Origin of the sequence: Sporofaciens sp. SGI.106 (genome assembly GCF_050314255.1) — a bacterium.
Lineage (GTDB): Bacteria > Bacillota > Clostridia > Lachnospirales > Lachnospiraceae > Claveliimonas.
The window spans coordinates 155,050-178,313 of sequence record NZ_JBNPMZ010000002.1 but is presented as its reverse complement, the minus strand read 5'-3'; the positions used below and the strand labels follow the sequence as shown (position 1 = coordinate 178,313).

Below are 23,264 nucleotides of genomic sequence, written 5' to 3'. Positions count from 1 at the left end.
TTGGATAAAGATTTTTGTGCATTTTTATACTACAATGAATTTAACAACAAACAGACTTTATAGGAGGTAAAGTATTATGAAAAAGAAACTTGTAAGCGCATTACTGTGCGTGGCAATGGCAGCAACGATGCTTGCAGGCTGTGGCGGAAGCTCTTCTGAGAGTTCCGACGGCGGAGACAGCGGTAGCGAAAGCAAGGGTGGAGACAAGCTTGTTTACTGGTCCATGTGGGAAGCAACAGAGCCACAGGGACAGGCAATCAAGGCAGCCATCGATGCTTACACAGAGGAGACAGGCGTAGAGGTTGATGTTCAGTTCAAGGGACGTACCGGTATCCGCGAAGGTCTTCAGGCAGCACTCGATGCAGGAACAGAGATTGATATGTTCGACGAGGATATCGACCGTGTTAATGATGCATGGGGCAAATATCTGTTAGACCTGGAAGATATGGCAAAAGCCGGAGATTATGAGGCAACAGCTAATGCGGGTCTGATCGCAGCCTGCAGAGAAAAAGGCGGCGGCACATTAAAGAGTATTCCTTATCAGCCGAACGTATTTGCATTCTTCTACAATCAGGATCTGTTTGATCAGGCAGGAATTAAAGAAGCACCGGCAACATGGGAAGAGTTCCTTGCAGCTTGCCAGAAATTAAAAGATGCAGGAATTACACCTCTTACAATGGATGATGCTTATGCAACATGTGTAATCGGATATCACCTTGGAAGATACGTTGGTGAGGCTGGTGTAAGAGAAGTTGTTACAGAAGGCAAATGGGATGATCCGGCAGTTGTTCAGATGGCAAAAGATATCGAAGAACTTGCTTCTAAGGGATATTTCTCAGCTAACGTTGGAACAAACGTATGGCCGGCAGGTCAGAATCAGGAGCTTGCAACTGGACAGGTTGCTATGTACTTAAATGGATCCTGGCTTCCGAACGAAGTTAAAGAAATCGCTGGTGAGAACTTTAACTGGGGATGTTTCGCATATCCGGCACTTCCGGAAGTTAAGACAAATCTGGAAGCTGAAGGTGTTGGAGCTACAGGTGTAGAGAGCAACAACTTTGGTGCTCAGGTATTCGCAATCAACAAAGATTCCAAGAAAGCTCAGGAAGCATTTGATCTGATTACTAAGATTACAAAGGGCGAATATGACCAGAAACTTGCAGAAGATTCTATCGGAATCCCGGCTGATACAACTAACACAGAGTGGCCGGCATTAGTATCCTGTGCAAAACCTGTTATGGAAGGATCTACAACAAGATTTACATGGGCAGTTGGTTCTGAAGCAAATGAGAACATTACACCTATCATGAAAGAGAACTTCATCAAACTGATGGCTGGAACTCTTTCAGCTGATGATTTCGTAAAAGAGATGACAGCAGCTGGCAAATAAGAAACACTAACTGGAATATGGTGGCATCGCTTAAACGCTGCCACCATATTTTTATCACGAACGGAAGGAGTCGTGCGTATGAAAAAAAATAAAGGAATGATAGTAACATTTCTGACTCCAGCGGTATTATTTTTCGCAGTAATATTTATTTATCCAATCCTCAGAACATTGCTTATGAGCTTCTTTAATATTGAAGGCGTAACGGACAGTATGAGCGAATGGTCTTTTGCAGGAGTTAGCAATTATGTTTCGCTGATGCAGACTGCGCTTTTTAGAACAGCGATGATGAACCTGCTGAAGATCTGGCTGATCGGTGGCATTATTGTTATGAGTATTTCACTTCTGTTGTCAGTAATACTGACCAGCGGAATTCGTTTTAAGAAGTTTTTCAGAGCAATCATTTATCTGCCGAATATTATCAGTGCGGTAGCACTTGCAACCATGTGGCTGCAGTATGTATACAGCAGTCAGTTTGGTCTGTTGAAAACATTTTTTACAAAATTACATCTGACAAAACTGGCAGCTATTCCGTGGACGGATGGCGACCATAAATTTATGGCTCTTTTGATTGCTTACTGTTTTGGTATGATTGGATACCATATGCTGATCTGGACCAGTGGTATTGAGCGAATCAGTCCGGATCTTTATGAAGCGGCAACAATTGATGGGGCAAATAAACCTCAGCAATTCAGATATATGACCATGCCTCTTCTGAAAGGCGTGTTCAAGACTAACATTACCATGTGGAGTGTTACTTCCGTTGGTTTCTTTGTCTGGTCACAGCTGTTCTCAACAGTAACGGCAGAGCAGTCAACCATCGTTCCGGTGCAGTACATGTATCTGAAGATGTTTGGTGCAGGAAATACGGTAACAGCACGAGATGCTGGTCTGTCTGCGGCTATCGGTGTTATGCTGTGTATCTGTGTGGTTATTGTGTTTACTGTTTGTAATAAAGTGTTAAAAGATGACGATCTGGAATTTTAAAGGAGGGAGCAGTTATGGCAAAAGAAAAGAAAGTCCGCGATAAAGTGAACTGGAAAAAAGAAGCGAAGCTGCTTCCGGGATATATTATCCTGATTCTCTGGGTAGTATTTACATTTGTTCTGCTGGGCTGGGTATTTGCAGCAGGATTATCTACTACACCGGATATTTTCCAGGGAAATACACTGAAGTTCCCGACGGGGCTTCATTTTGAAAACTATGTGAAGGCATGGACAACATCCAATGTATCCATGTTCTTTGGAAACTCACTGTTATATTCTGTAGTATCCTGTGTTGCATTGGTTCTTATCTGTGCACCGGCAGCGTATGTGTTGTCCAGATTTACATTTGTTGGAAATAAGATTATCCAGACAAGTTTCGTATCTGCCATGGGTACACCGATTATTATGGTAATCCTTCCGTTGTTTGGAATTGTGGCATCTACCGGTATCCTGAATAACCTGGTGCTGAATAAGGTGGTGCTGATTCTTCTTTACATCGGAATTAACGTGCCATATACGACTATTTTCCTGCTGACATTCTTCTCGAACCTGTCACGTACATACGAGGAGGCAGCAGCTATTGACGGATGTCCTCCGATGAAGACATTCTGGAAAATTATGTTCCCGATGGCACAGTCCGGTTTGGTAACGGTAACAATTTTTAACTTTATTAATATCTGGAATGAGTATTTCCTGTCATTGATTTTTGCAAATTCCGATCAGATGAAGCCTGTAGCAGTAGGCCTGTTCGGTATGATTAACTCTATGAAATACACGGGTGACTGGGCTGGTATGTTCGCAGCAGTTACAATTGTATTCCTGCCGACATTCATTCTGTATATCTTCCTGTCTGAGAAGATTATCGGTGGTGTAACCGGAGGTATTAAGGGTTAAGAATTTCGTTGTTACAGCAAAATAAGTTTAAACTTGGAGGTAAAACAATGAATAAACCAGTATTAGTAATTATGGCAGCCGGAATGGGAAGTCGTTACGGCGGGCTGAAACAGATCGATCCGGTAGATAATGAGGGACACATCATCATGGATTTCTCTATGTTTGATGCTAAGAGAGCTGGATTTGAGAAGGTTATTTTTATTATTAAGAAAGAAAATGAAGCTGATTTCAAAGAGGCAGTTGGGGATCGTATGGCTAAGATTATGGATGTCTCTTATGCTTTTCAGGAGCTTTCTGATATTCCGGAAGGGTTCGAAGTTCCGGAAGGCCGTGTGAAGCCATGGGGAACGGCTCATGCGGTATTAAGCTGTTATGATCAGATAGACGGACCATTTGCGGTTATTAACGCAGATGATTATTATGGACGCGAGGCGTTCCAGCTGATCTATGATTATCTTGCATCAAATGGGGATGATGACAAGTATCGTTATACGATGGTGGGATATCAGCTTGGAAATACAGTGACAGATAACGGCCATGTTGCGAGAGGCATCTGTGACATGAATGAAAATGGTGAGCTGGTTGCTATTCATGAACGTACCAGAATTGAAAAGAGAGAGGGCGGCATTGCGTTCACTGAGGATGATGGTGCTACATGGACTTTTGTTCCGGCAGAAACGACAGTGTCTATGAATATGTGGGGATTTACACAGAGTATCATGCGGGAGATTAAGGATGGCTTTCCGGCATTCCTGGAGAAGGGACTTCAGGAAAATCCGATGAAATGTGAGTATTTCCTTCCGTCAGTGGTCAGCCGTCTGGTGGAGGCAGATCAGGCGACTGTTGCGGTACTGAAATCAGCAGATAAGTGGTATGGCGTTACATATAAAGAGGATAAACCTGTTGTTATGGCAGCAATTCAGAAGATGAAAGAGGATGGTCTGTATCCGATGCATCTGTGGGAGGAAGCATAATGGAACCGGTATTAAAGGCACAGCGTGATGAAGCGATTGCGAATTTTCAGTATGAGGGCGTTCTGGTGGAAGAACGTCCTTATGGAAGCGGTCATATTAATGATACATTTCTGCTTACATTTGCTATTGCAGAGATGGGGCAGATTAAAGTGATTCTGCAGAGAATGAATACAGAGGTATTTACCCAGCCGGTGGAACTGATGGAAAATATTCTGGGAGTGACATCTTATCTTCGCAAGAAAATTATTGAAAATGGCGGAGATCCGGAGCGGGAGACGCTGAATGTAATTAATACAGTTGATGGATTGCCGTATTTTATTGATTCTAAGGGAGATTACTGGCGTTCCTACAAATTTATTACGGATGCGACCAGCTATGATGCGGTTGAGTCAGCTGATGATTTCTATCAGAGCGCAGTATCCTTTGGTAATTTCCAGAGACTCCTGGCAGATTACCCGGCAGAGACCCTGCATGAGACGATAAAGGGATTTCACGATACGAAAGCAAGATTCCAGGTGTTTAAAAAAGCTGTGGAAGATGATGTCATGCATCGTGCGGACTGCGTAAGAAAAGAAATTCAGTTTGTGCTGGATCATGAGGATGTTGCAAATTATTTCTGGGAACTGCAGCAAAAGGGAGAGATTCCGCTTCGTGTAACACACAATGATACAAAGCTGAACAATATTATGATTGACAACAAGACCGGTAAGGGAATCTGCGTCATTGACCTGGATACGGTTATGCCGGGACTTGCCATGAATGATTTTGGAGATTCCATTCGTTTTGGCGCCAGCACTGCGGCAGAGGATGAGCAGGACCTTGATAAGGTATGGTGTGATATGGATCTGTTTGATATCTATGCAAAAGGTTATATCGAAGGCTGCGGAGGCAAGCTGACAGAGCGTGAGATCGAACTTCTTCCAATGGGAGCCAAAGTAATGACATTTGAGTGTGGTATGCGGTTCCTGACCGATTATCTGCAGGGGGATACCTATTTTAAGATTCACAGAGAACACCAGAATCTGGATCGCTGCAGAACCCAGTTCAAGCTGGTTGAAGATATGGAGAAAAAGTGGTATACTATGCAGGAGATCGTTAGGAAATACGCGAAGTAAATAATCAGGAGGTAATAACAATGGCAATTTTAATTACAGGCGGTGCCGGCTATATCGGAAGCCATACTGCATTAGAGCTTTTAAATGAGGGATATGAGGTTGTTGTATATGATAATCTGTGCAACTCTTCTAAGGAATCCATTAAAAGAGTAGAGGAGCTAACCGGAAAATCAATCAGCTTCTACGAAGGAGATATTCTGGATGCCGGAAAACTGGAGGAAATGTTTAACGCAGAAAAAATCGAGGCTGTAATCCATTGCGCGGCATTAAAGGCAGTAGGAGAATCTGTTCAGAAGCCATTGGAATATTACCAGAATAATATAACAGGAACCCTTACACTTTTGGGGGTAATGAAGAAAGTCGGAGTTAAGAATATTGTGTTCAGCTCTTCTGCAACAGTGTATGGAAGTCCTGAAATCATTCCGATCACAGAAGAATGTCCGAAGGGACAGTGTACCAACCCTTATGGCTGGACCAAATCCATGATGGAGCAGATCATGTCTGACCTTCAGAAAGCAAATCCGGACTGGAATGTTATCCTGCTTCGTTACTTCAATCCGGTAGGTGCACATGAGAGCGGATGTATCGGAGAAGATCCGAAGGGCATTCCGAACAATCTGATGCCTTATATCTCTCAGGTAGCAGTTGGCAAGCTTGAGAAACTGGGCGTATTCGGAGATGATTATGATACACCGGACGGAACCGGAGTTCGGGATTACATCCATGTGGTAGACCTTGCTGTTGGACATGTAAAGGCAATCAATTACATATTCACCAATCCGGGACTGGATGTTATCAACCTGGGAACAGGAGTTGGATACTCCGTACTGGATATGGTAAAAGCATTCTCAAAAGCCTGCGGCAAAGAAATCCCATACGAGATCAAGCCGAGAAGAGCGGGAGACATTGCAATGTGCTATGCTGATCCGGCAAAAGCTTTGAAAGTCCTTGGATGGAAAGCGGAGCGCGGCTTAGACGAGATGTGTGCGGACACCTGGAGATGGCAGTCACAGAATCCGAACGGATATAGAGAATAAAACGAACCTGAAACAAAAGACAGATTTTTATCCAGACAAAGCAGTCATATGCCGTGGTAAGAATCTGTCTTTTCTTTCTGCCCGAATAGTGGTATAATGTTCGGAAAGGGCAGAGCCAGGCATCAGGAAATCAAGCTGCCATGCTTGCATGAGCAGGTTGATTTCCTGATATCTGGCGAGCGAAGCGACCGAGAAAAACCGAAAGGTTTTCGAGGTATTCTCCCCTTTTTAGCAGCAATGCGGGAATTATGAGGAAGTTTATTATGAAAGAAAAACAGGATATACGATTAAAGGGTCAGCTTAAATTTTATCTGCAGTGGCCTGCAATTATGGCGGTAATTCTGGTCGCCATGAATATTTGGATTTATCGGACAGATCATCGTGCAGGTGCAATTATGTTCTTTTTTGTATTCGTGTACGCCATCTTTGTCAGTGTGATGTATTTTTACAGCAAATCTCTGGTGATGCAGGATCTGGTGGATTTTGCAGCCCAGTATGGAACTGTACAGAATGTGCTTTTAAAAGAGCTGGCAGTTCCCTATGCGGTACTTCTGGAGAATGGCAAGCTTGTCTGGATGAATGATGAGTTTGAGAAGGTTATCGGAAACAGGCAGAAGGGGGATATTTACCTGAGTAAATATATTCCGGAGCTGAACCGCAGCGTATTTCCAAGGGAAGAGAATCAGACGGTTGAGATGGAGATTTCCTATAAAGATATGGAATACCGTGCAGAATTGCGGCGTGTATCGGTGGAGGGATTTAACGATACGGAGCAGCTTTTGGAGTTGCCGCCTGAAAAGGAATATTTTATTGCCATTCATCTGCAGGACATTACGGAGCTGAATCGCTACATTCATGAAAATGAAGAGCAGCGTCTGGTTGCAGGCCTGATCTATATTGATAATTATGACGAATTTATCGACAGTGTTGAGGAAGTTCGTCAGAGTCTTCTGGTGGCGCTGATCGACCGTAAGATCAATCAGTACATTGCCAAAGTGGATGGTATTGTTAAGAAGATGGAGACGGATAAATATTTCATCGTAATTAAGAAGCAATATTTCAAGCAGCTGGAAGCAGATAAATTCTCGCTTTTGGAGGATGTAAAATCTGTAAATGTGGGAAATACCATACCGGCTACTCTGAGTATTGGTCTTGGACTGAGCAAGGATGCATATGCCCAAAGTTACAATTATGCCCGCGTAGCGATTGATCTGGCACTGGCCAGAGGCGGTGATCAGGCAGTTATTAAGGATTGTCATGGTATCACATATTATGGAGGTAAGCGGGAACAGACTTCAAGAAATACCCGTGTAAAGGCACGTGTGAAGGCAGAGGCGCTGCGTGAATTCATTACGGTAAAAGACCATATTCTGATTATGGGACATAAGATGACGGATGTGGATTCTTTTGGAGCAGCAGTCGGAATTTACAGGGCAGCAGCAGTCCTTCAGAAGAAGGCTCATATTGTGCTGAATGATATATCAGCATCTGTGCGTGCCCTGTATGAGGATTTTTCCAGAAACAGTGCATATCCGGATGATATGTTTGTATCTTCTGCTATGGCAAAGGAGTTTGTGGGAGATAATACCATGCTGATCGTGGTGGATACCAATCGGCCGAAGATGACAGAATGCGAAGACCTGCTTCGTATGGTGAAGACCATTGTAGTTCTTGACCATCATCGACAGAGCAGTGATAACATTGACAATGCAATTTTATCGTATATTGAACCATACGCATCTTCTACCTGTGAGATGGTAGCGGAGATTCTTCAGTATATCGGTGACAGTGTGAAGGTTCCGTCGATAGAGGCCAGCAGCCTTTATGCAGGCATTATGCTGGATACAAACAACTTCATGAACCGGACCGGAGTGCGTACTTTTGAGGCGGCAGCATTTTTAAGAAGAAGCGGTGCGGATATTCCTTATGTGCGCAAGATATTCCGTGATGACATGGAATCATATCGCGCAAAGGCCGCAATTATCAGTAAGGCGGAGGTGTACCGGAAGCGTTTTGCCATTGCAAAGGGAGAGAACCTGCAGATTGAAAGTCCGACGATCATCGGAGCACAGGCGGCAAATGAACTTTTGGATATAGATGGAATTATGGCGTCATTTGTTCTGACTATATATAATGGCAAAATCTATGTCAGTGCAAGATCCATTGATGAAGTAAATGTTCAGATTATTATGGAACGTCTGGGCGGAGGCGGTCATATGAATGCTTCCGGAACCCAGTTTGCCCACACGGATTTGAACAGGGCAATCAGGGATCTGAAAGATGTACTGGACAAAATGATTGAAGGAGGAGAAATTTAAAATGAAAGTAATATTATTAGAGGATGTAAAATCACTTGGAAAAAAAGGAGAAATCGTAGAAGTTAATGACGGATATGCGAGAAATTTTCTTCTGAAAACAAAGAAAGGCGTGGAAGCAAACAGTAAAAATCTGAATGATCTGAAACTTCAGAAGGCAAATGCGGATAAGGTTGCCCAGGAGAATCTGGAGGCGGCTCAGGAACTCGGAAAGAAAATCGAAGCGGGTAAGGTAGAAGTGAGCATTAAGACCGGAGAAGGCGGTAAGGTGTTCGGCTCTGTATCTTCCAAGGAAATTGCTGCAGCTGTGGAAGAACAGATGGGACTTAAGCTGGATAAGAAGAAAATTCAGCTGAAAGAGCAGATTAAATCTCTTGGCACCCACAATGTTCCGGTAAAGCTTCATGCAAAGGTTACGGCGGAGCTGAAAGTGGTTGTAAAGGAAGAAGCATAGGAGGAAGCTTAAGATGGAGGAAGCACTCATTAAGAGGGTACTGCCTCACAGCATAGAAGCTGAACAGTCTGTAGTCGGTGCCATGCTGATGGATAAGGATGCGATTATGACAGCGTCTGAGATCATCAGCGGAAAGGATTTTTATCAGACATCTTACGGAGTTATATTTGAATCCATGGTGGAGCTTTTTAATGAAGGGAAACCGGTAGATCTGATCACTCTGCAGGAACGACTGAGGGAAAAGGATGTGCCGGAGGAGATTGCAAGTCTGGAGTTTGCACGTGATCTTCTGGCGGCGGTTCCAACTTCCGCAAATGTAAAGTATTATGCGGAAATTGTTTTTGAAAAATCCATGCTGCGCAGATTGATTAAGATGAATGAGGAAATTGCCAATACCTGTTATGTGGGAAATGAATCTCTGGAATCCATTCTGGAGAGCACGGAAAAAAAGGTGTTTGAGATTACCCAGAGCAGGAGCAGCGGAGACTACGTACCGATTAAGGAAGTAGTCCTGAATGCATTGGAGAAGATAGAAAAAGCGTCCAAAAGCAAGGGGACTGTGACAGGTATTCCCACGGGATTTCTGGATCTGGATTATAAATTGTCGGGTCTGCAGCCTTCAGACCTGATTCTGGTGGCAGCGCGACCTTCTATGGGTAAAACGGCGTTTGTACTGAATATTGCTCAGCATGTGGCATTTAAGAGTCATCGGACGGTAGCCATCTTCAGTCTGGAGATGTCCAAGGAACAGCTGGTAAATCGATTGTTTTCCCTGGAATCACAGGTGGATTCGCAGGCTCTGCGTACCGGTAACCTGAAGGATGCCGACTGGGAGAAGCTGATCGAGAGTGCGGGAATCATAGGAAAATCCAATTTGATTATCGATGATACCCCCGGTATCTCCGTGTCGGAGCTCCGGTCGAAATGCAGAAAATTCAAGCTGGAGCATAATCTGGATCTGATCATTATCGACTACCTGCAGCTGATGAGTGGAAGTGTAGGAAAGCGTTCGGATTCCAGACAGCAGGAGATTTCAGAGATTTCCCGTTCTCTGAAGGGAATTGCCAGAGAGCTGAATGTGCCGGTAATTGCCCTTTCCCAGCTCAGCCGTGCGGTAGAGCAGCGTCCGGAACACAGACCGATGCTTTCTGACCTGCGTGAGTCCGGTGCCATTGAGCAGGATGCGGACGTGGTAATGTTTATTTACAGAGATGATTATTATAATAAAGATACGGAGACGCCGAACCAGGCGGAGATTATTATCGCCAAGCAAAGAAACGGCCCCATAGGGACCGTTCATCTGGCATGGCTTCCGGATTATACAAAGTTTGCCAACCTGAAATGGAACTGATCTATCAGGTCGGGAGCAGCAGACGTTTGAGACGTGTAGCTGGACTTGTCTTAGCAGACTCTTTCCGAAAGGATTGCTGTTGTCTGATAAGCTGGTCCAGCTTTTTAAATTGCTCTTCCTGCTGGCGTTCCTTGGCATCCAGGAGAAAAGACATTTCCTTACTCAACATGGAAACCAGCAACTCATTGTTATTTTCCAGCATCCGTTTGATGCGAAGCTGTTCTCTGGTACGTTTCATGTCCGGAATCAGTGCTTTGAGTTCGTCGAAGGGAACTCCCTGCTCGTACAGTTCTTTGATGCAGTTATAGAGTTTGGTATCTTCTTTTGTGGCGCTGCTTAGAGTATTTAAAGCGTTTCCCATATTCTATACCCCCTTGTCCTCGTAATAGTAGCATAATCTGCGTAAGGAACTTGTAAAAAAAGGTCGGGAGTATAAAAATACGTATGACAGGATTCGGTACAGAAAAACGGAAAATACACAAAAAAGACAGCCTCTGCAAGAGATACTGCCTTTTTGCTGCCATACATACACAAAAAAGGTCCGGCGGACCTTTTTTTAGTTAAGATGGATTCTCATCCTGATTTTAAAAATCAATGGAAAAGCGGATCCTTATTAGCCCTGGGAGATAGCTCCTGTAGGACACTGAGCTGCACAAGCGCCACAATCTACACAAGCGTCAGCATCGATCTCATAATGATCTGCACCCTGAGAGATAGCTCCAACTGGACATTCAGCTTCGCAAGCTCCACAGCTTACACATGAATCGCTAATTACGTGTGCCATAGTATGTACCCTCCTTTTAATAATCATAGACATAGTTTTGTCTACTCCTATCATAATACAAACAGGGGGAAGATACAAGTGAAATCATGCTTAAAATTTAGAACAACATTTTCAACATTTCCAAAGCTTCATTTCTAAATCTTAAGAAAAATTTCAACATTTTTTCACAGATATGGTGTATAGTAACAATGTTAAAAGCGAGTCTTGAACCTGGAAGGGAGAAATATTCTTATGAAAATAAAATGGAAAGCTGCTGCGCTGGTGATGAGCGTTGCACTTGGCGTATGTGCATGTGCACACAATACTGCGCCTGAGGCAGGGCAGACTACTGATAAAAAGAGTAAAAATGAAAAATCATATCAGGGAAATCTTGACGAATTGAATCCTTCTGCCTATGGTAATGTGGAAGGACTTAATCTGGAACCCGGAACTTATATTTCCATTATCGGAAAGGATGCCGGAGGTGAATACTGGAAAGCAGTGGAAAAAGGAGCACAGCAGGCGGTCAAGGATATTAATACAATGCTGGGCTATGAAGGCGATGAAAAAGTAAAGATGGTTTACAGTGGTCCTGCAAAATCTAACGATGTGGATGAGCAGGTGAATATTCTGGACGAAGAGCTGGCCAGATATCCGGATGCAGTGGGAATTTCTATCATTGATTCTCAATCCTGTGATGTGCAGTTCGATCTGGCTACGGAAAATAATATTCCGATTGTAGCGTTTGATTCAGCCAGTGGTTACCAGGGGATTATGGCAAAGGTCAGCACGAATAATGCGGCGGCGGCAGCAACGGCAGCGTCCAGGCTTGCGGAAGCTATGGATGAGAGCGGAGAAGTGATGATTTTTATGCATGATTCCAGATCTGAAACTTCCCAGGAGAGAGAAAAAGGATTTGTGCAGGAGATGCAGGCTAATCATCCGGGAATTACGATAGGAAATACTTATTATATGGATGGTATGGAAGAGCTGAAGAAGACCATCGCAGGAGAGATTGATGCCGGGGCATATGTAAAAGAGACCGGTGAGGTTATCGAGACAGCTGCTATGGAAGAAGCGGGTGAAAGTGCAGAGAGTGACGCAACAGCGACGGACGATGCAGCAGCAGATGAGAATGCAGAGAAAACAGATCCGGAAAGTATAACCGATGAAGAGGTTTATCAATACATCTTTGCCAAGAACCCGAATATCCGTGGTATATATGCAACTAACGGAGATGCAGTGCTGACGATGCTCAAGGCCTGTGAGAATCAGGAGAAAGAAGATGTCCAGATTGTGGGATTTGACGCTGACGAGGAAGAGATTGAGGCACTTATGGATGGAAAGCTTGTGGGTCTTGCAGTGCAGAATCCATATGGCATGGGCTATGCAACCGTAGTTGCGGCAGCACGCTCTATTCTCAATATGGGGAATGAGGCGATTGTGGATTCAGGGTTTACCTGGGTAAACCAAAAGAATATTGAAGATGAGGCAGTACAGAGGCTGTTGTATTAAGCGGGGAGTCAAAGGAATCTCGCGAAATGACTGTGCAGGTCGAATTAAATTAAAAAGCCCGTCTCAGCAAGCGCAGCGCTTGCTGAAGCGGGCTTTTCACAATGATTACGTGTTCAAATTTTATTTTTAATTATTTACATGTAGAAAATTCAAAGTTCTACGTGTCAGAACTAAAAATTCGAAAATTCCCACGTAAAAAATTCAAAATCCTACGTGTCAGAACTAAAAAATCAAAAATCCCCACGTAGAGAATGACGAAAACTACGTGTCGGATAGAAGAAAATGGGATTTTTCACGTAAGGAACTCCTAAATATACGTGTTGAATGTAAGAAAAGTAATTATCCCACGTAAAAGGGGTGTTAACTTATGCCTTGGGCAGTGAGAAGATAAATTCCGTCCCCACACCCTCGGTACTGATGACGTTAATATTTTCGTTATGTGCCTGAAGAGCTTCTTTTACAATGGCAAGACCGAGACCGGTCCCCTTCTTGTCCTTTCCGCGGGAAGAGTCTGTTTTATAGAAACGTTCCCAGATCTTATTCAGGGAGTCTCGCGGAATTCCGATGCCATAATCTTTTACAGATATATAGACCTTGTCACTGCGTTCTGTAGTTTCTACAGTGACGGAAGAATCCGGATCACTGAATTTGATGGCGTTATCAATCAGGTTGTAGAGTACCTGCTGGATTTTCCGCTGGTCGGCCAGCACATTCAGGTGCTTGGTCTGCAGAATCAGTTCGATAGAAATTTTCTTCTGTGTGCAGGTTCCTTCAAAGGATTCTGCAGTTTGCTTAATTACTTCATGAATATCAAATACCCGCTTGTCAAGCAAGAGATGCTTGGTGTCATACTCATTCAGGGTCAGAAGGTCGTGGGTAAGATCCGTCAGTCGCTCTGTTTCAAATAAAATGATTTTCAGGTATTTCTCCTGCATTTCCGGAGGAATTGTTCCGTCTGCCATCGCTTCCACATAGCCCTTGATGGAAGTGAGGGGAGAGCGGAAATCATGGGAGACATTTGCTACAAATTTCTTCTGATAATCTTCCATGTCCCGAAGTTTTGAGGACATGAAATTCAGAGAAGCGGACAGGTATCCAATTTCGTCCTGTGTGTTGACCGGTATTTCATAATCCAGATTGCCGGATGCGTACTGAGCCGCGGCTTCTGTAATCTTGCGAAGAGGTCGGTAAACGAAAAAATGGAACACGACCAGAATCATAAGTGACAGAAGGTATATAAGAAGTAAGGTCCCGTAGACCGGAAGCATCACAGTGTTCCGGGAGGATTCGATGCTTGCGATTGTTTTGTGAACAAGCAGATAGCCCTTGGGAGAAAATCCCTGAACTACAGGCGTAATAAGAGTGAGGACATCTTCTTCAAAATAGCCGTGATAGTTGCCCTCCTGATAAGTTTTGCTGCCATTCTCGGCAGGATTAAAGTCTTCGATTACCGCGGGCGGATAGGGATAATTTTCCGGTGAAGAGGACGCCAGCATGGTTCCCTCTTTATCGACAAACCAGACGGCAGCGTCCGTGTAGGAGCGCATACCGTCTAATTGTGTTTTGATTTCGGATGTAGTCAGGATGTTGGAAAAATAGCCGGGCAGATAATCGGTTGCCATAGAAGTGGCATTTTTGTATAACGTCGAGGTAATAGAATCCTTAAGTCCTCCGTAAATCAGCCCGGATGTCAGTGTGGCTGTGATAAATACACACAAAAATCCGAAAATCGCGTATGTTATCGTGAATTTCAGATATAGTGTACTTCTCAGATGAGAAGTTTTTTTCTGGTTTTTCTGGTTCTTTTTTTTAAACATTGTCTGTCAGTCTCCGAAATTATTTCGCTTCAAATTTATATCCGATTCCCCATACCGTTCCAAGGCTCCAGGAAGGATGATCTTTGATCTTTTCGCGGAGTCTCTTAATATGAACATCTACTGTACGGGTGTCTCCGATGTACTCATATCCCCAGATCTGATCCAGAAGCTGCTCTCTGGTAAATACCTGGTTGGGTGAAGAAGCTAGGAAATACAGAAGCTCCAGCTCTTTCGGAGGCATATCCACATTTTTGCCGTCTACCATAACGGAATAATTTGTCAGATTAATGACGATGCCGGGATATTCGACGCATTTACCTTTATCTTCCCGGGGTTCTTCCTGTTTGGAAGGCTGATATCTTCGCAGGACAGCTTTTACTCTTGCCACCATTTCTTTAGAATCGAAAGGCTTGATAATATAGTCGTCAGCACCCAGCTCCAGTCCCAGGACTTTATCAAATACTTCGCCTTTGGCAGAAAGCATGATGATCGGAGTCTGGGAACGGGCCCGTATTTCCCGGCAGACCTGATAGCCGTCGATTCCCGGCAGCATCAGATCCAGAAGCATCAGGTTGGGCCGATAGGTGTCAAATGCCACCAGAGCTTCTTCTCCATCGTGCACCATCATGGTGTCGAAGCATTCTTTTGTCAGATACAGAGAAATAAGCTCTGCAATATTTTCATCGTCGTCCACGATAAGAATTTTCTGTTTGTTTACCATGGTATCCTCCTGATTATTTATTTGAATTCAACAATTGTGACACCGGCATCGCCTTCTCCGAAAGCTGCCAGGTGGTAGTCCTTAATATGTTTTTGTCGTTTCAGGTAGTTGTGAATTCCTTTCCTTAGGGCTCCGGTTCCCTTGCCGTGTACGATGCGCACCGGGCTTAAATGTGCCAGATATGCGTCGTCCAGGTATTTGTCAAGCTCTGCAATAGCCTCATCTACTGTTTTGCCGAGGAGGTTGATCTCCGGACTTACGGAGAAGGCTTTGCCCATCTTCATTTTACCCTGAGAGGTACGGTGAAGATTCTTGGCAGAATAGGAAACCTTTTCCTCGATAATCTCAAGGTCAGAGATATTGACCTGAGAATTGAGGATACCCATCTGAACCGTCACATTTCCTCTGGAGTCCGGAAGAGAGGTGATGGTTCCGTTCAGGTTCATGCTGAGAACCCGGACAGATTCTCCCAGCTTAAAGTCGGAAGGCTTGTGCTGTTTGGATGGTTTCTTTGCTTCCAGTGTAACTCTGGAACCGGTAGATTCCAGTTTTTTGCGCAGACGTTCCCGCTCCCGCTCCATATCGGCGGCGGAAATATTTTCTTTGCCGAATTTGCGGAAATTCTTCATCGTCTCGTCAGCCATCTCTTTTGCTTCCAGAAGAATGGCGTGAGCTTTTTCATTTGCTTCTTTTATAATACGTTCTTTTTGCTCGTTTAGTTTTTCCTGCTTTTGTTTCGTCTCGGATTTCAGTCGTTCCAGTTCCCTCTTGTATGCATTGATTTCTTCCTGTTCTTTTGCAATGGTACGGCGGCTGGTCTCCAGATCCGTCAGCAGATCTTCGAAGGATTCATCCTGCTCGGACAGGTGTGTTTTCGCTTCTTCGATAATGTAATCCGGCAGGCCCAGCTTGCTGGAAATGGCAAATGCGTTACTCTTGCCCGGAATGCCGATCAGAAGATGATAGGTTGGGCGAAGGGTTTCAACGTCAAATTCGCAGCAGGCATTTTCCACACCCGGCGTGGAGAGGGCAAATACCTTCAGCTCGCTGTAATGAGTGGTGGCCATGGTGCGGATCCCTCTGGTGTGAAGATGATTTAAAATAGCAATGGCAAGAGCCGCGCCCTCTGTGGGATCGGTTCCGGCGCCAAGTTCATCGAACAGTACCAGAGAATCCTGATTTACCTTCTTTAAAAATGAAACAATATTGGTCATATGGGAAGAGAAGGTACTCAGACTCTGCTCAATACTCTGCTCGTCTCCAATATCAGCATACACATCTTCGAAAATACCAAGCTCCGACCGGTCCAGTGCCGGAATATGAAGCCCTGCCTGGCCCATCAGGGTAAATAGTCCCACAGTCTTTAAAGAAACGGTCTTACCACCTGTGTTGGGGCCGGTAATGATCAATAAATCGAACTCATCGCCAAGCGTTACGCTGATCGGAACGACTTTCTTCTTGTCAAGAAGAGGGTGGCGTCCCTCACGGATGCGGATGCGATGCTCCTGATTGAAAACAGGTTTGCTGGCATTCATGGAAAGTGCCAGAGAACCTTTGGCGAAAATAAAATCCAGTTCTGTCATTGTCCGGTAATTAGTGCGGATAGACTCTGTATATTCAGCGGTATCCGCGCTGAGGCGGGCAAGAATAACCTGGATCTCTTCTTGTTCTTTTCCATAGAGCTCTTTCAGATCATTGTTCAGCTTCACTACAGCCATAGGCTCGATAAATAAAGTGGAGCCTGTGGAAGACTGGTCGTGGATCATGCCGGGAACCTGACTGCGGTATTCTGCCTTGACAGGAATACAGTAACGGTCGCCTCTCATGGTAATAATAGCATCCTGCAGGTAACTGCGCAGAGAACCATTTACCAGACCGGTCAAAGTAGAGTGCACCCGGTCGTTAATCTGATCGATGGAGCGGCGAATATGCTTCAGCGTGCTGCTGGCATCATCACTGATCTCCTCCTCACTCAGGATACAGCGTCGGATCTCTGTGGAAATCAGAGTCAGAGGCTCCAGCTGTTCAAAATAAATATCCAGACAGTCATTCTGGTCATCTGCATTTTCATGGCGCCCATAGGATTTGACGCGGGCGGCGGTCTCCAGAAGCTTGCAGATGCGAAGAAGCTCTCCGGCACCCAGATTGCCGCCGATTTCCAGTCGTTTCAGGGAATCCTCGACAGGATAGCATCCACTGAAGGAAATACGTCCTTTCTTTACAATTCGGGTAAATGCGGCAGCGGTCTGCTCCTGTGCGGTCTCGATCTGAGCGAGATCTGTAGAGGGTTTTAAGTTACGGCACTTGCGTTCTCCTCCGGGAGAAGATGCGGCTTCCACAAGCAAATCAATTATTTTGTTGTATTCTAATTTTGTTAATGTTTTCTTATTCATATTATTCACCTGGCTTTATTCTACCTCATTTGAAGGATAAAGGAAAGGATAAATATTGAACATTATCCGACGATATTGTATACTAAAAGAAGGATTGTTAAAGGAGTCGGATGCGTTATGGAGTATCACGAAGACCGTCAGGGAAAAGACGAACAGCCGGTAGAGAGCGAGGAGCGGTATTCCTTTATGCAGGAGACGATTAAAGACGAGCATGGGGGAAGAAAGACCAGGAATCTGATTCTTAAATATGCAGGCCTGGGGCTGGTATTTGGATTTGCAGCCAGTCTGGGCTTTTGTGCGCTTAAACCATGGGCAGAGACAAAGTTTTCCGGCAATCCTGAGCAGGTTACGATTCCTGAGGAGGAAGAGGAGGAAGTGCCACAGGATGATACCGAAGAAGTACAGACTCCCGTATTCACCATAAACAGCTATCGGGAACTGAACCGGCAGATGGTGGATGTGGCGACGGATGCAGAGCGCTGTGTCGTGGAGATTGACGGAATCGGTGAAGGCGGCGAACAGCTGACAGAAGCTTATGACAGCGGCAACAGTGTGTCAGGTCTTATTGTGGCGGATAATGGGCAGGAGCTTCTGATATTTGCCAAAAGTTCTGTTGCAAAGGATGCGCAGGGATTCCGGGCTGTCTTTACAGATGGAAAATCATATGAAGCACAGCTGAAAGCCAGGGATGAGAATCTGGGATTTGGCATATTCGGAGTAAAGCGCAGTGATATACAGGATTCCACCTGGAATCAGGTTAAGGTGGCCGCGTTAGGAAGCTCTTCTTCTATGAGCAAAGGTGAAATGGTAATTGCGCTCGGAAATCCATTTGCATATCCGGATGGAATGGGATTTGGCATTGTGGCTTCATCCAGAAACACGGTGTTGAAGACAGATGGAGAATATAAAATCCTGTGTACCGATATTGGAGCCAGTCACAGAGGAACCGGTGTGCTGGTGAATGCCAACGGAGAAGTGGTAGGTATGATTGACCAGACCATCTCTGACAGTGACAGTATGAATCTGGTAACAGCCTACGGTATTTCTGATCTGAAACGGATGATCGAATTGTTATCTAACGGAAAAGATGTTCCATATCTTGGAATTACTGGCATCACCGTAACAGAGTCAATTGCCGAAGAGCAGGGAATCCCTCAGGGCATATATGTACAGGATGTACGGGCCGATTCACCGGCCATGGCAGCAGGTATTCAGCGCGGCGATATCATCACCAGCTTTGACAGGGAAGCAGTGACAGTCCTGTCCGGCTATCATTCGCAGCTGATGAAGAGCAAGGTGGGGGATGAAGTCAAAATCGGCGGACAGCGTCAGGGAAATGGCGGTTATGTGGATATAGAATTTACCGTAACAATAGGAAGTAAGAAATAAAATTGAAATAAAAGAATAGAAAGAGGCAGCAATATGAGATTTATCAACACGCTCCATTCGGGAGAAATTATTCGTAACATTTATTTATGTAAGGGCAAACGTTCTGCGGAGACCAGAAACGGAAAGCCTTACGATAACCTGATTCTTCAGGATAAGACCGGCACTTTGGATGGCAAGGTGTGGGATCCGAATTCCGGCGGAATTGCAGATTATGACGAAATGGATTTTATCGAAGTCTATGGAGAGGTTACAAGCTATAATAATACACTTCAGTTAAACATCAAACAGATACGAAAGGCATACGAGGACGAATATAATCCGGCAGATTATATGCCTACCAGTGAGAAAAGTACGGATGGAATGTACCAGGAACTTCTGGCCTATGGAAGACAGGTGAAAAATCCGTATCTTCGTCAGGTGATAGAATATTACTTTGAAAAAGATGAAGCATTTATCAAGACATTCAAAGGGCATTCGGCAGCAAAGAGCGTACATCACGGATTTGCCGGAGGACTTCTGGAGCACACATTAAGTGTAGTGAAGTTCTGCGAGTACATGGTAAATGCATATCCGATTTTAAATAAAGACCTGCTGTATACGGCAGCAATGTGCCACGATATGGGAAAAACAAAAGAACTGTCCGCATTTCCGCAAAATGACTATACCGATGACGGTCAGCTTCTGGGACATATTGTCATAGGTGTGGAAATGATCGGTGATGCAGTGCGGGAAATACCGGGATTCCCGGAGAAACTGGCCAGTGAATTAAAACACTGTATCGTTTCTCACCATGGAGAGTTTGAGTATGGCTCCCCGAAAAAACCGGCGATTCCGGAAGCATTTGCCCTGAGTTTTGCCGACTGTACAGATGCAAAGATGCAGACGTTGACGGAAATATTCAAAGAAAAAGATGGCAAGGACTGGCTGGGGTACAACCGGTTGTTTGAGACAAACCTGAGACGGTCATCAGTTGGGGACGTAGTAAAATGACTTTTACTACGTCCCCAACTGACAAATACCCTGTCTTTTTTTGACAGGAGTCCTGTACCCTTTTGAAAATTGGAGAGAATATATGCAGAAAAATGACGTTGTTACAATCAGAATTGAAGATATGGGAATTGATGGAGAAGGTATAGGCAAGGTTGATGGCTATACCTTATTTGTTAAAGATGCCATTATTGGCGACGTGGCGGAAGTCAAGGTGATGAAAGCGAAAAAAAATTACGGCTACGCAAGACTGATGAAAATTCTTGAGCCATCACCATACCGTGTGGAGCCGGTCTGCCCGGTTGCCCGTCAGTGCGGCGGCTGCCAGATTCAGGTCATGAGCTATGAGCAGCAGCTGGTATTTAAAAATAACAAGGTGCGCAATAATCTGATCCGTCTGGGCAGTGTACCGGAGGAATTGCTTGACCGGGTGATGGAGCCTGTATGCGGAATGGAAGAGCCATATCGCTATCGGAATAAAGCCCAGTTCCCTATTGGACGGGACAAAAATGGAAATCTGATAGCCGGTTTTTATGCAGGCAGGACCCATCAGATTATTCCGAATACAGACTGTGTGCTGGGAGTAGAAGAAAATGCCCGGATTCTGCAGATAATAATTGATTTCATGAATGAGTTCCATATCAGCGCTTATGATGAAATTCGGCATAAGGGACTGGTGAGACATGTCCTCATAAGATATGGATTTCGGACAAAAGAAATTATGGTGTGTCTTGTGATAAATGGAAATAAGCTCCCTCATGCAGACGTACTGGCAGAGCGTCTGGAGGAAATTCCGGGAATGACCAGCATTACCTTGAGTGTAAACAGGGAGAAGACCAACGTAATCATGGGACAGACCATTCAGCCTCTGTGGGGACAGACCTACATCACAGATTATATTGGAAATGTGAAATATCAGATATCGCCGTTGTCTTTCTATCAGGTAAATCCGGTACAGACGGAAAAATTATACGGAACAGCACTGGAATATGCGGGGCTTGGAGAAAATGGAAGAGAAGAGACCGTCTGGGATGTGTATTGCGGAATCGGAACGATATCCCTTTTCCTTGCCCAGAAGGCCAGGAAGGTATATGGTGTGGAAATCGTGCCTCAGGCAATTGAAGATGCCAGACATAACGCCGAGATTAATAATATAGATAATGCCGAGTTCTTTGTAGGCAAAGCAGAAGAGGTGCTGCCCCGGTATTATGCAGAATACGCGAAGAATCATCCAGGTGAACAGGCCAGGGCAGACGTAATCGTTGTGGATCCGCCGCGCAAAGGCTGCGAAGAAAGCGTGCTTAAGACCATGGTGGATATGGGGCCGGATCGGATCGTGTATGTGAGTTGTGATTCTGCGACCCTGGCGCGGGATGTGAAGTATCTGCGGGGGACCGGATATGAGGTGGAGAAGGTAAAGGCTGTGGACATGTTCCCGCATACAGGGCATGTGGAAACAGTTTGTTTATTATCACGGAAATAAGCGGTTTTTCAAGGCTTTTCGTAATATGTTCAGTCTATTTGCCACCGATTTGCCACCGTAATTCTGAAAATTGATACTGAACGAAAGAAAAGGGTTGAACCACTGAACAATCAGCGGATTTCAACCCTTTTTTTTAATTTATGACAATTTTCTGGTGGCTGCCTGTTCAAACAAGGCAACGGACTGTTCACCCATCTTTTCAGTATCATGCACATAAGTCTGCAATGTGGTTTCAATGTTGGTGTGTCCAAGTCTTGCCTGAACGTTCTTTACATGTGCCCCTGCTTCAATCAACATGGTTGCATGGGTATGTCTCAAAGAGTGATAATCAAAAGCAAGCTGCATTTCACTGTGAATCACCCGGCTGCAATACTTGAAAGAATCGGTTGATGTATACTGACCGTTTTCAGCAACGCAGATCAGCCGGACACGCTGCAACTGACTTTCCACACATTTCTGAACAGGTACAATTCTGAACATATCATTGCCTTTTTCATCAATTTCTTTTTTGAGAACGTGAATGGTATAAAATTCACCATACTTCATTTCATTCTTCATCTGTTCGGTTTTTTCCTGCTTCAATGCCTGATAGAGAGTATCACCGAAAGGAATTGTTCTGGCAGATGCTTCTGTTTTTGGTGTGGTGAAGTACCATGATGAACGCTGTTCTTTTTTTCCCTTCTTTTCAACAACCTTACGCACATCAGCACCAAAGTTACGCTTTACAACCTGCTTATTTACGGACAAGGTTCTTTTTTCAAAATCAATATCATCCCAAGTCAGGGCAAAGGCTTCTGAAATACGCAACCCGGTATAGAAACCAATCATCAAAGGAATGAAGTATCTGGTTCCAGTGAAGCGGTCAATGATCTGTTGCCATTCATCCAACGTCAATATAATGCGTTCCCGTGGCTTGCGTTCTACCTTCGGAAACTTCACTGACTTCATAGGGTTCTGGCTGATATAATGCAGCGGTTCAATAGCATAGTCCAGTGCAGATTGAAATACAGTCAGTATGCCAACAATATGACTTTTGGAATAACCGTTTAATTTCAGACTGTTTGCATATTCCTGTAATACCGCTGAATTGATTGCTTTCAGCTTATATGACCCAAATTTTGGTTTAAGGTGACCTTCAATAATGCGTAAATAACCAACTTGGGTATTATATTTCAGGTTCAGTTTGCATGACAGTTCATACCACTGATCAAGATAGTCAGAAACTGTTATTTCAGACGGTTCAAACACCTGACCTGCATTATTGTATTCGTTCATAGCTGCTGCAAGTGCAGCTTCTGCTTCTTTCTTTGTACGGAAACCGCCCTTTTCTTTCTTCTTACGTTTTCCGTCAACTTTGCCAAGGTCAAAATAATATGACCATGTAGCACCTCTTTTTCTTACCCCACCTTGCATAAAATTCATTCCTTTCTTAATTGTATTTAAAGGAATGAAATGATATAATTGAGTTTGCATAGTCCAAATCATTTCATTCCTTTGGTTTGGTTATCATCTGACCCTGAACTGCTGCAACAGTTTGGGGTCAACTTTTATACAGTTGTTACACATGGTTACGGTACAGGTTACGGTTTAAAATTTGTTTATAATGCTGTTGTTACGGTTGTCTACAGTTCATGTGATGTTCTTATATATTTCATTGATGATAAAAAAATAATAAGCTGTAAA

19 protein-coding genes are annotated in these 23,264 nt (G+C 44.3%); 13 read left to right on the top strand and 6 right to left on the bottom strand.

The window, feature by feature from the left end; genetic code table 11:
- Positions 1 to 76: 76 nt before the first annotated feature.
- The 9 genes from ACQRCC_RS02610 to dnaB all read left to right on the top strand — a co-directional run bounded on the left by ACQRCC_RS02610 (position 77) and on the right by dnaB (position 10,513).
- Positions 77 to 1,390 (top strand): ABC transporter substrate-binding protein, encoded by a 1,314-nt coding sequence (locus ACQRCC_RS02610; RefSeq protein ID WP_427849255.1) that lies wholly within the window; start codon positions 77 to 79, stop codon positions 1,388 to 1,390.
- Between the two features lie 78 nt (positions 1,391 to 1,468).
- On the top strand, positions 1,469 to 2,374 hold the full coding sequence (locus ACQRCC_RS02605; protein ID WP_427849254.1) for a carbohydrate ABC transporter permease: 906 nt from the start codon (positions 1,469 to 1,471) through the stop codon (positions 2,372 to 2,374).
- A gap of 14 nt (positions 2,375 to 2,388) precedes the next feature.
- Positions 2,389 to 3,267, top strand: a complete 879-nt coding sequence (locus tag ACQRCC_RS02600; RefSeq protein WP_427849253.1) for a carbohydrate ABC transporter permease — start codon at positions 2,389 to 2,391, stop codon at positions 3,265 to 3,267.
- 47 nt (positions 3,268 to 3,314) lie between these two features.
- A complete protein-coding gene (locus ACQRCC_RS02595) occupies positions 3,315 to 4,241 on the top strand; it encodes a nucleotidyltransferase family protein (protein WP_427849252.1) in 927 nt (308 codons plus the stop codon).
- The gene (locus tag ACQRCC_RS02590) at positions 4,241 to 5,356 is read left to right on the top strand and encodes a phosphotransferase enzyme family protein (RefSeq protein ID WP_427849251.1); all 1,116 of its coding nucleotides are present in this window, start codon (positions 4,241 to 4,243) and stop codon (positions 5,354 to 5,356) included. Before ACQRCC_RS02595 ends, ACQRCC_RS02590 begins: the two co-directional genes overlap by 1 nt.
- Positions 5,357 to 5,376: 20 nt before the next feature.
- A complete protein-coding gene (galE, locus tag ACQRCC_RS02585) occupies positions 5,377 to 6,393 on the top strand; it encodes a UDP-glucose 4-epimerase GalE (RefSeq protein WP_427849250.1) in 1,017 nt (338 codons plus the stop codon).
- 263 nt (positions 6,394 to 6,656) lie between these two features.
- Positions 6,657 to 8,711 (top strand): DHH family phosphoesterase, encoded by a 2,055-nt coding sequence (locus ACQRCC_RS02580; RefSeq protein WP_427849249.1) that lies wholly within the window; start codon positions 6,657 to 6,659, stop codon positions 8,709 to 8,711.
- Between the two features lies 1 nt (position 8,712).
- The gene (rplI, locus tag ACQRCC_RS02575) at positions 8,713 to 9,162 is read left to right on the top strand and encodes a 50S ribosomal protein L9 (RefSeq protein ID WP_427849248.1); all 450 of its coding nucleotides are present in this window, start codon (positions 8,713 to 8,715) and stop codon (positions 9,160 to 9,162) included.
- A gap of 13 nt (positions 9,163 to 9,175) precedes the next feature.
- Positions 9,176 to 10,513 (top strand): replicative DNA helicase, encoded by a 1,338-nt coding sequence (gene dnaB, locus ACQRCC_RS02570; protein WP_427849247.1) that lies wholly within the window; start codon positions 9,176 to 9,178, stop codon positions 10,511 to 10,513.
- 4 nt (positions 10,514 to 10,517) lie between these two features.
- Here the strand turns inward: dnaB and ACQRCC_RS02565 are convergent, their stop codons facing one another.
- Both ACQRCC_RS02565 and ACQRCC_RS02560 read right to left on the bottom strand, forming a co-directional pair.
- A complete protein-coding gene (locus ACQRCC_RS02565; RefSeq protein WP_427849246.1) occupies positions 10,518 to 10,874 on the bottom strand; it encodes a hypothetical protein in 357 nt (118 codons plus the stop codon).
- 252 nt (positions 10,875 to 11,126) lie between these two features.
- Positions 11,127 to 11,297 (bottom strand): DUF362 domain-containing protein, encoded by a 171-nt coding sequence (locus ACQRCC_RS02560; protein WP_427849245.1) that lies wholly within the window; start codon positions 11,295 to 11,297, stop codon positions 11,127 to 11,129.
- 231 nt (positions 11,298 to 11,528) lie between these two features.
- On the opposite strand from ACQRCC_RS02560, the gene ACQRCC_RS02555 reads away from it, so the two are divergent.
- A complete protein-coding gene (locus ACQRCC_RS02555; RefSeq protein WP_427849244.1) occupies positions 11,529 to 12,791 on the top strand; it encodes a substrate-binding domain-containing protein in 1,263 nt (420 codons plus the stop codon).
- A gap of 365 nt (positions 12,792 to 13,156) precedes the next feature.
- Here the strand turns inward: ACQRCC_RS02555 and ACQRCC_RS02550 are convergent, their stop codons facing one another.
- From ACQRCC_RS02550 to ACQRCC_RS02540, 3 genes are all read right to left on the bottom strand, one after another.
- Positions 13,157 to 14,563 carry a HAMP domain-containing sensor histidine kinase gene (locus ACQRCC_RS02550; RefSeq protein ID WP_427849338.1) on the bottom strand — a complete coding sequence of 469 codons (1,407 nt, stop codon included), beginning with the start codon at positions 14,561 to 14,563 and terminating at the stop codon, positions 13,157 to 13,159.
- Between the two features lie 64 nt (positions 14,564 to 14,627).
- Entirely contained in the window at positions 14,628 to 15,329 is a 702-nt protein-coding gene (locus ACQRCC_RS02545) for a response regulator (RefSeq protein ID WP_427849243.1), read from the bottom strand.
- Between the two features lie 17 nt (positions 15,330 to 15,346).
- A complete protein-coding gene (locus ACQRCC_RS02540; RefSeq protein WP_427849242.1) occupies positions 15,347 to 17,722 on the bottom strand; it encodes an endonuclease MutS2 in 2,376 nt (791 codons plus the stop codon).
- A gap of 117 nt (positions 17,723 to 17,839) precedes the next feature.
- Between ACQRCC_RS02540 and ACQRCC_RS02535 the strand changes: the two genes are divergently transcribed.
- The 3 genes from ACQRCC_RS02535 to rlmD all read left to right on the top strand — a co-directional run bounded on the left by ACQRCC_RS02535 (position 17,840) and on the right by rlmD (position 21,581).
- Positions 17,840 to 19,111 (top strand): S1C family serine protease, encoded by a 1,272-nt coding sequence (locus ACQRCC_RS02535; RefSeq protein ID WP_427849241.1) that lies wholly within the window; start codon positions 17,840 to 17,842, stop codon positions 19,109 to 19,111.
- Positions 19,112 to 19,144: 33 nt separating this feature from the next.
- Positions 19,145 to 20,101 (top strand): 3'-5' exoribonuclease YhaM family protein, encoded by a 957-nt coding sequence (locus ACQRCC_RS02530; RefSeq protein ID WP_427849240.1) that lies wholly within the window; start codon positions 19,145 to 19,147, stop codon positions 20,099 to 20,101.
- A gap of 82 nt (positions 20,102 to 20,183) precedes the next feature.
- The gene (gene rlmD, locus ACQRCC_RS02525) at positions 20,184 to 21,581 is read left to right on the top strand and encodes a 23S rRNA (uracil(1939)-C(5))-methyltransferase RlmD (RefSeq protein ID WP_427849239.1); all 1,398 of its coding nucleotides are present in this window, start codon (positions 20,184 to 20,186) and stop codon (positions 21,579 to 21,581) included.
- 138 nt (positions 21,582 to 21,719) lie between these two features.
- Here the strand turns inward: rlmD and ACQRCC_RS02520 are convergent, their stop codons facing one another.
- A complete protein-coding gene (locus ACQRCC_RS02520; RefSeq protein WP_427849238.1) occupies positions 21,720 to 22,994 on the bottom strand; it encodes a tyrosine-type recombinase/integrase in 1,275 nt (424 codons plus the stop codon).
- Positions 22,995 to 23,264: the final 270 nt, after the last annotated feature.

What these genes read in the sequence shown, in the direction of transcription:
- rplI (WP_427849248.1), top strand. Translation starts at nt 8,713, where the DNA reads ATGAAAGTAATATTATTAGAGGATGTAAAATCACTTGGAAAAAAAGGA.
- ACQRCC_RS02520 (WP_427849238.1), bottom strand. Translation starts at nt 22,994, where the DNA reads ATGCAAGGTGGGGTAAGAAAAAGAGGTGCTACATGGTCATATTATTTT.
- ACQRCC_RS02595 (WP_427849252.1), top strand. Translation starts at nt 3,315, where the DNA reads ATGAATAAACCAGTATTAGTAATTATGGCAGCCGGAATGGGAAGTCGT.
- galE (WP_427849250.1), top strand. Translation starts at nt 5,377, where the DNA reads ATGGCAATTTTAATTACAGGCGGTGCCGGCTATATCGGAAGCCATACT.
- rlmD (WP_427849239.1), top strand. Translation starts at nt 20,184, where the DNA reads ATGCAGAAAAATGACGTTGTTACAATCAGAATTGAAGATATGGGAATT.
- ACQRCC_RS02590 (WP_427849251.1), top strand. Translation starts at nt 4,241, where the DNA reads ATGGAACCGGTATTAAAGGCACAGCGTGATGAAGCGATTGCGAATTTT.
- ACQRCC_RS02560 (WP_427849245.1), bottom strand. Translation starts at nt 11,297, where the DNA reads ATGGCACACGTAATTAGCGATTCATGTGTAAGCTGTGGAGCTTGCGAA.
- ACQRCC_RS02555 (WP_427849244.1), top strand. Translation starts at nt 11,529, where the DNA reads ATGAAAATAAAATGGAAAGCTGCTGCGCTGGTGATGAGCGTTGCACTT.
- ACQRCC_RS02610 (WP_427849255.1), top strand. Translation starts at nt 77, where the DNA reads ATGAAAAAGAAACTTGTAAGCGCATTACTGTGCGTGGCAATGGCAGCA.
- ACQRCC_RS02600 (WP_427849253.1), top strand. Translation starts at nt 2,389, where the DNA reads ATGGCAAAAGAAAAGAAAGTCCGCGATAAAGTGAACTGGAAAAAAGAA.
- ACQRCC_RS02605 (WP_427849254.1), top strand. Translation starts at nt 1,469, where the DNA reads ATGAAAAAAAATAAAGGAATGATAGTAACATTTCTGACTCCAGCGGTA.
- dnaB (WP_427849247.1), top strand. Translation starts at nt 9,176, where the DNA reads ATGGAGGAAGCACTCATTAAGAGGGTACTGCCTCACAGCATAGAAGCT.
- ACQRCC_RS02535 (WP_427849241.1), top strand. Translation starts at nt 17,840, where the DNA reads ATGGAGTATCACGAAGACCGTCAGGGAAAAGACGAACAGCCGGTAGAG.
- ACQRCC_RS02530 (WP_427849240.1), top strand. Translation starts at nt 19,145, where the DNA reads ATGAGATTTATCAACACGCTCCATTCGGGAGAAATTATTCGTAACATT.
- ACQRCC_RS02580 (WP_427849249.1), top strand. Translation starts at nt 6,657, where the DNA reads ATGAAAGAAAAACAGGATATACGATTAAAGGGTCAGCTTAAATTTTAT.
- ACQRCC_RS02565 (WP_427849246.1), bottom strand. Translation starts at nt 10,874, where the DNA reads ATGGGAAACGCTTTAAATACTCTAAGCAGCGCCACAAAAGAAGATACC.
- ACQRCC_RS02545 (WP_427849243.1), bottom strand. Translation starts at nt 15,329, where the DNA reads ATGGTAAACAAACAGAAAATTCTTATCGTGGACGACGATGAAAATATT.
- ACQRCC_RS02540 (WP_427849242.1), bottom strand. Translation starts at nt 17,722, where the DNA reads ATGAATAAGAAAACATTAACAAAATTAGAATACAACAAAATAATTGAT.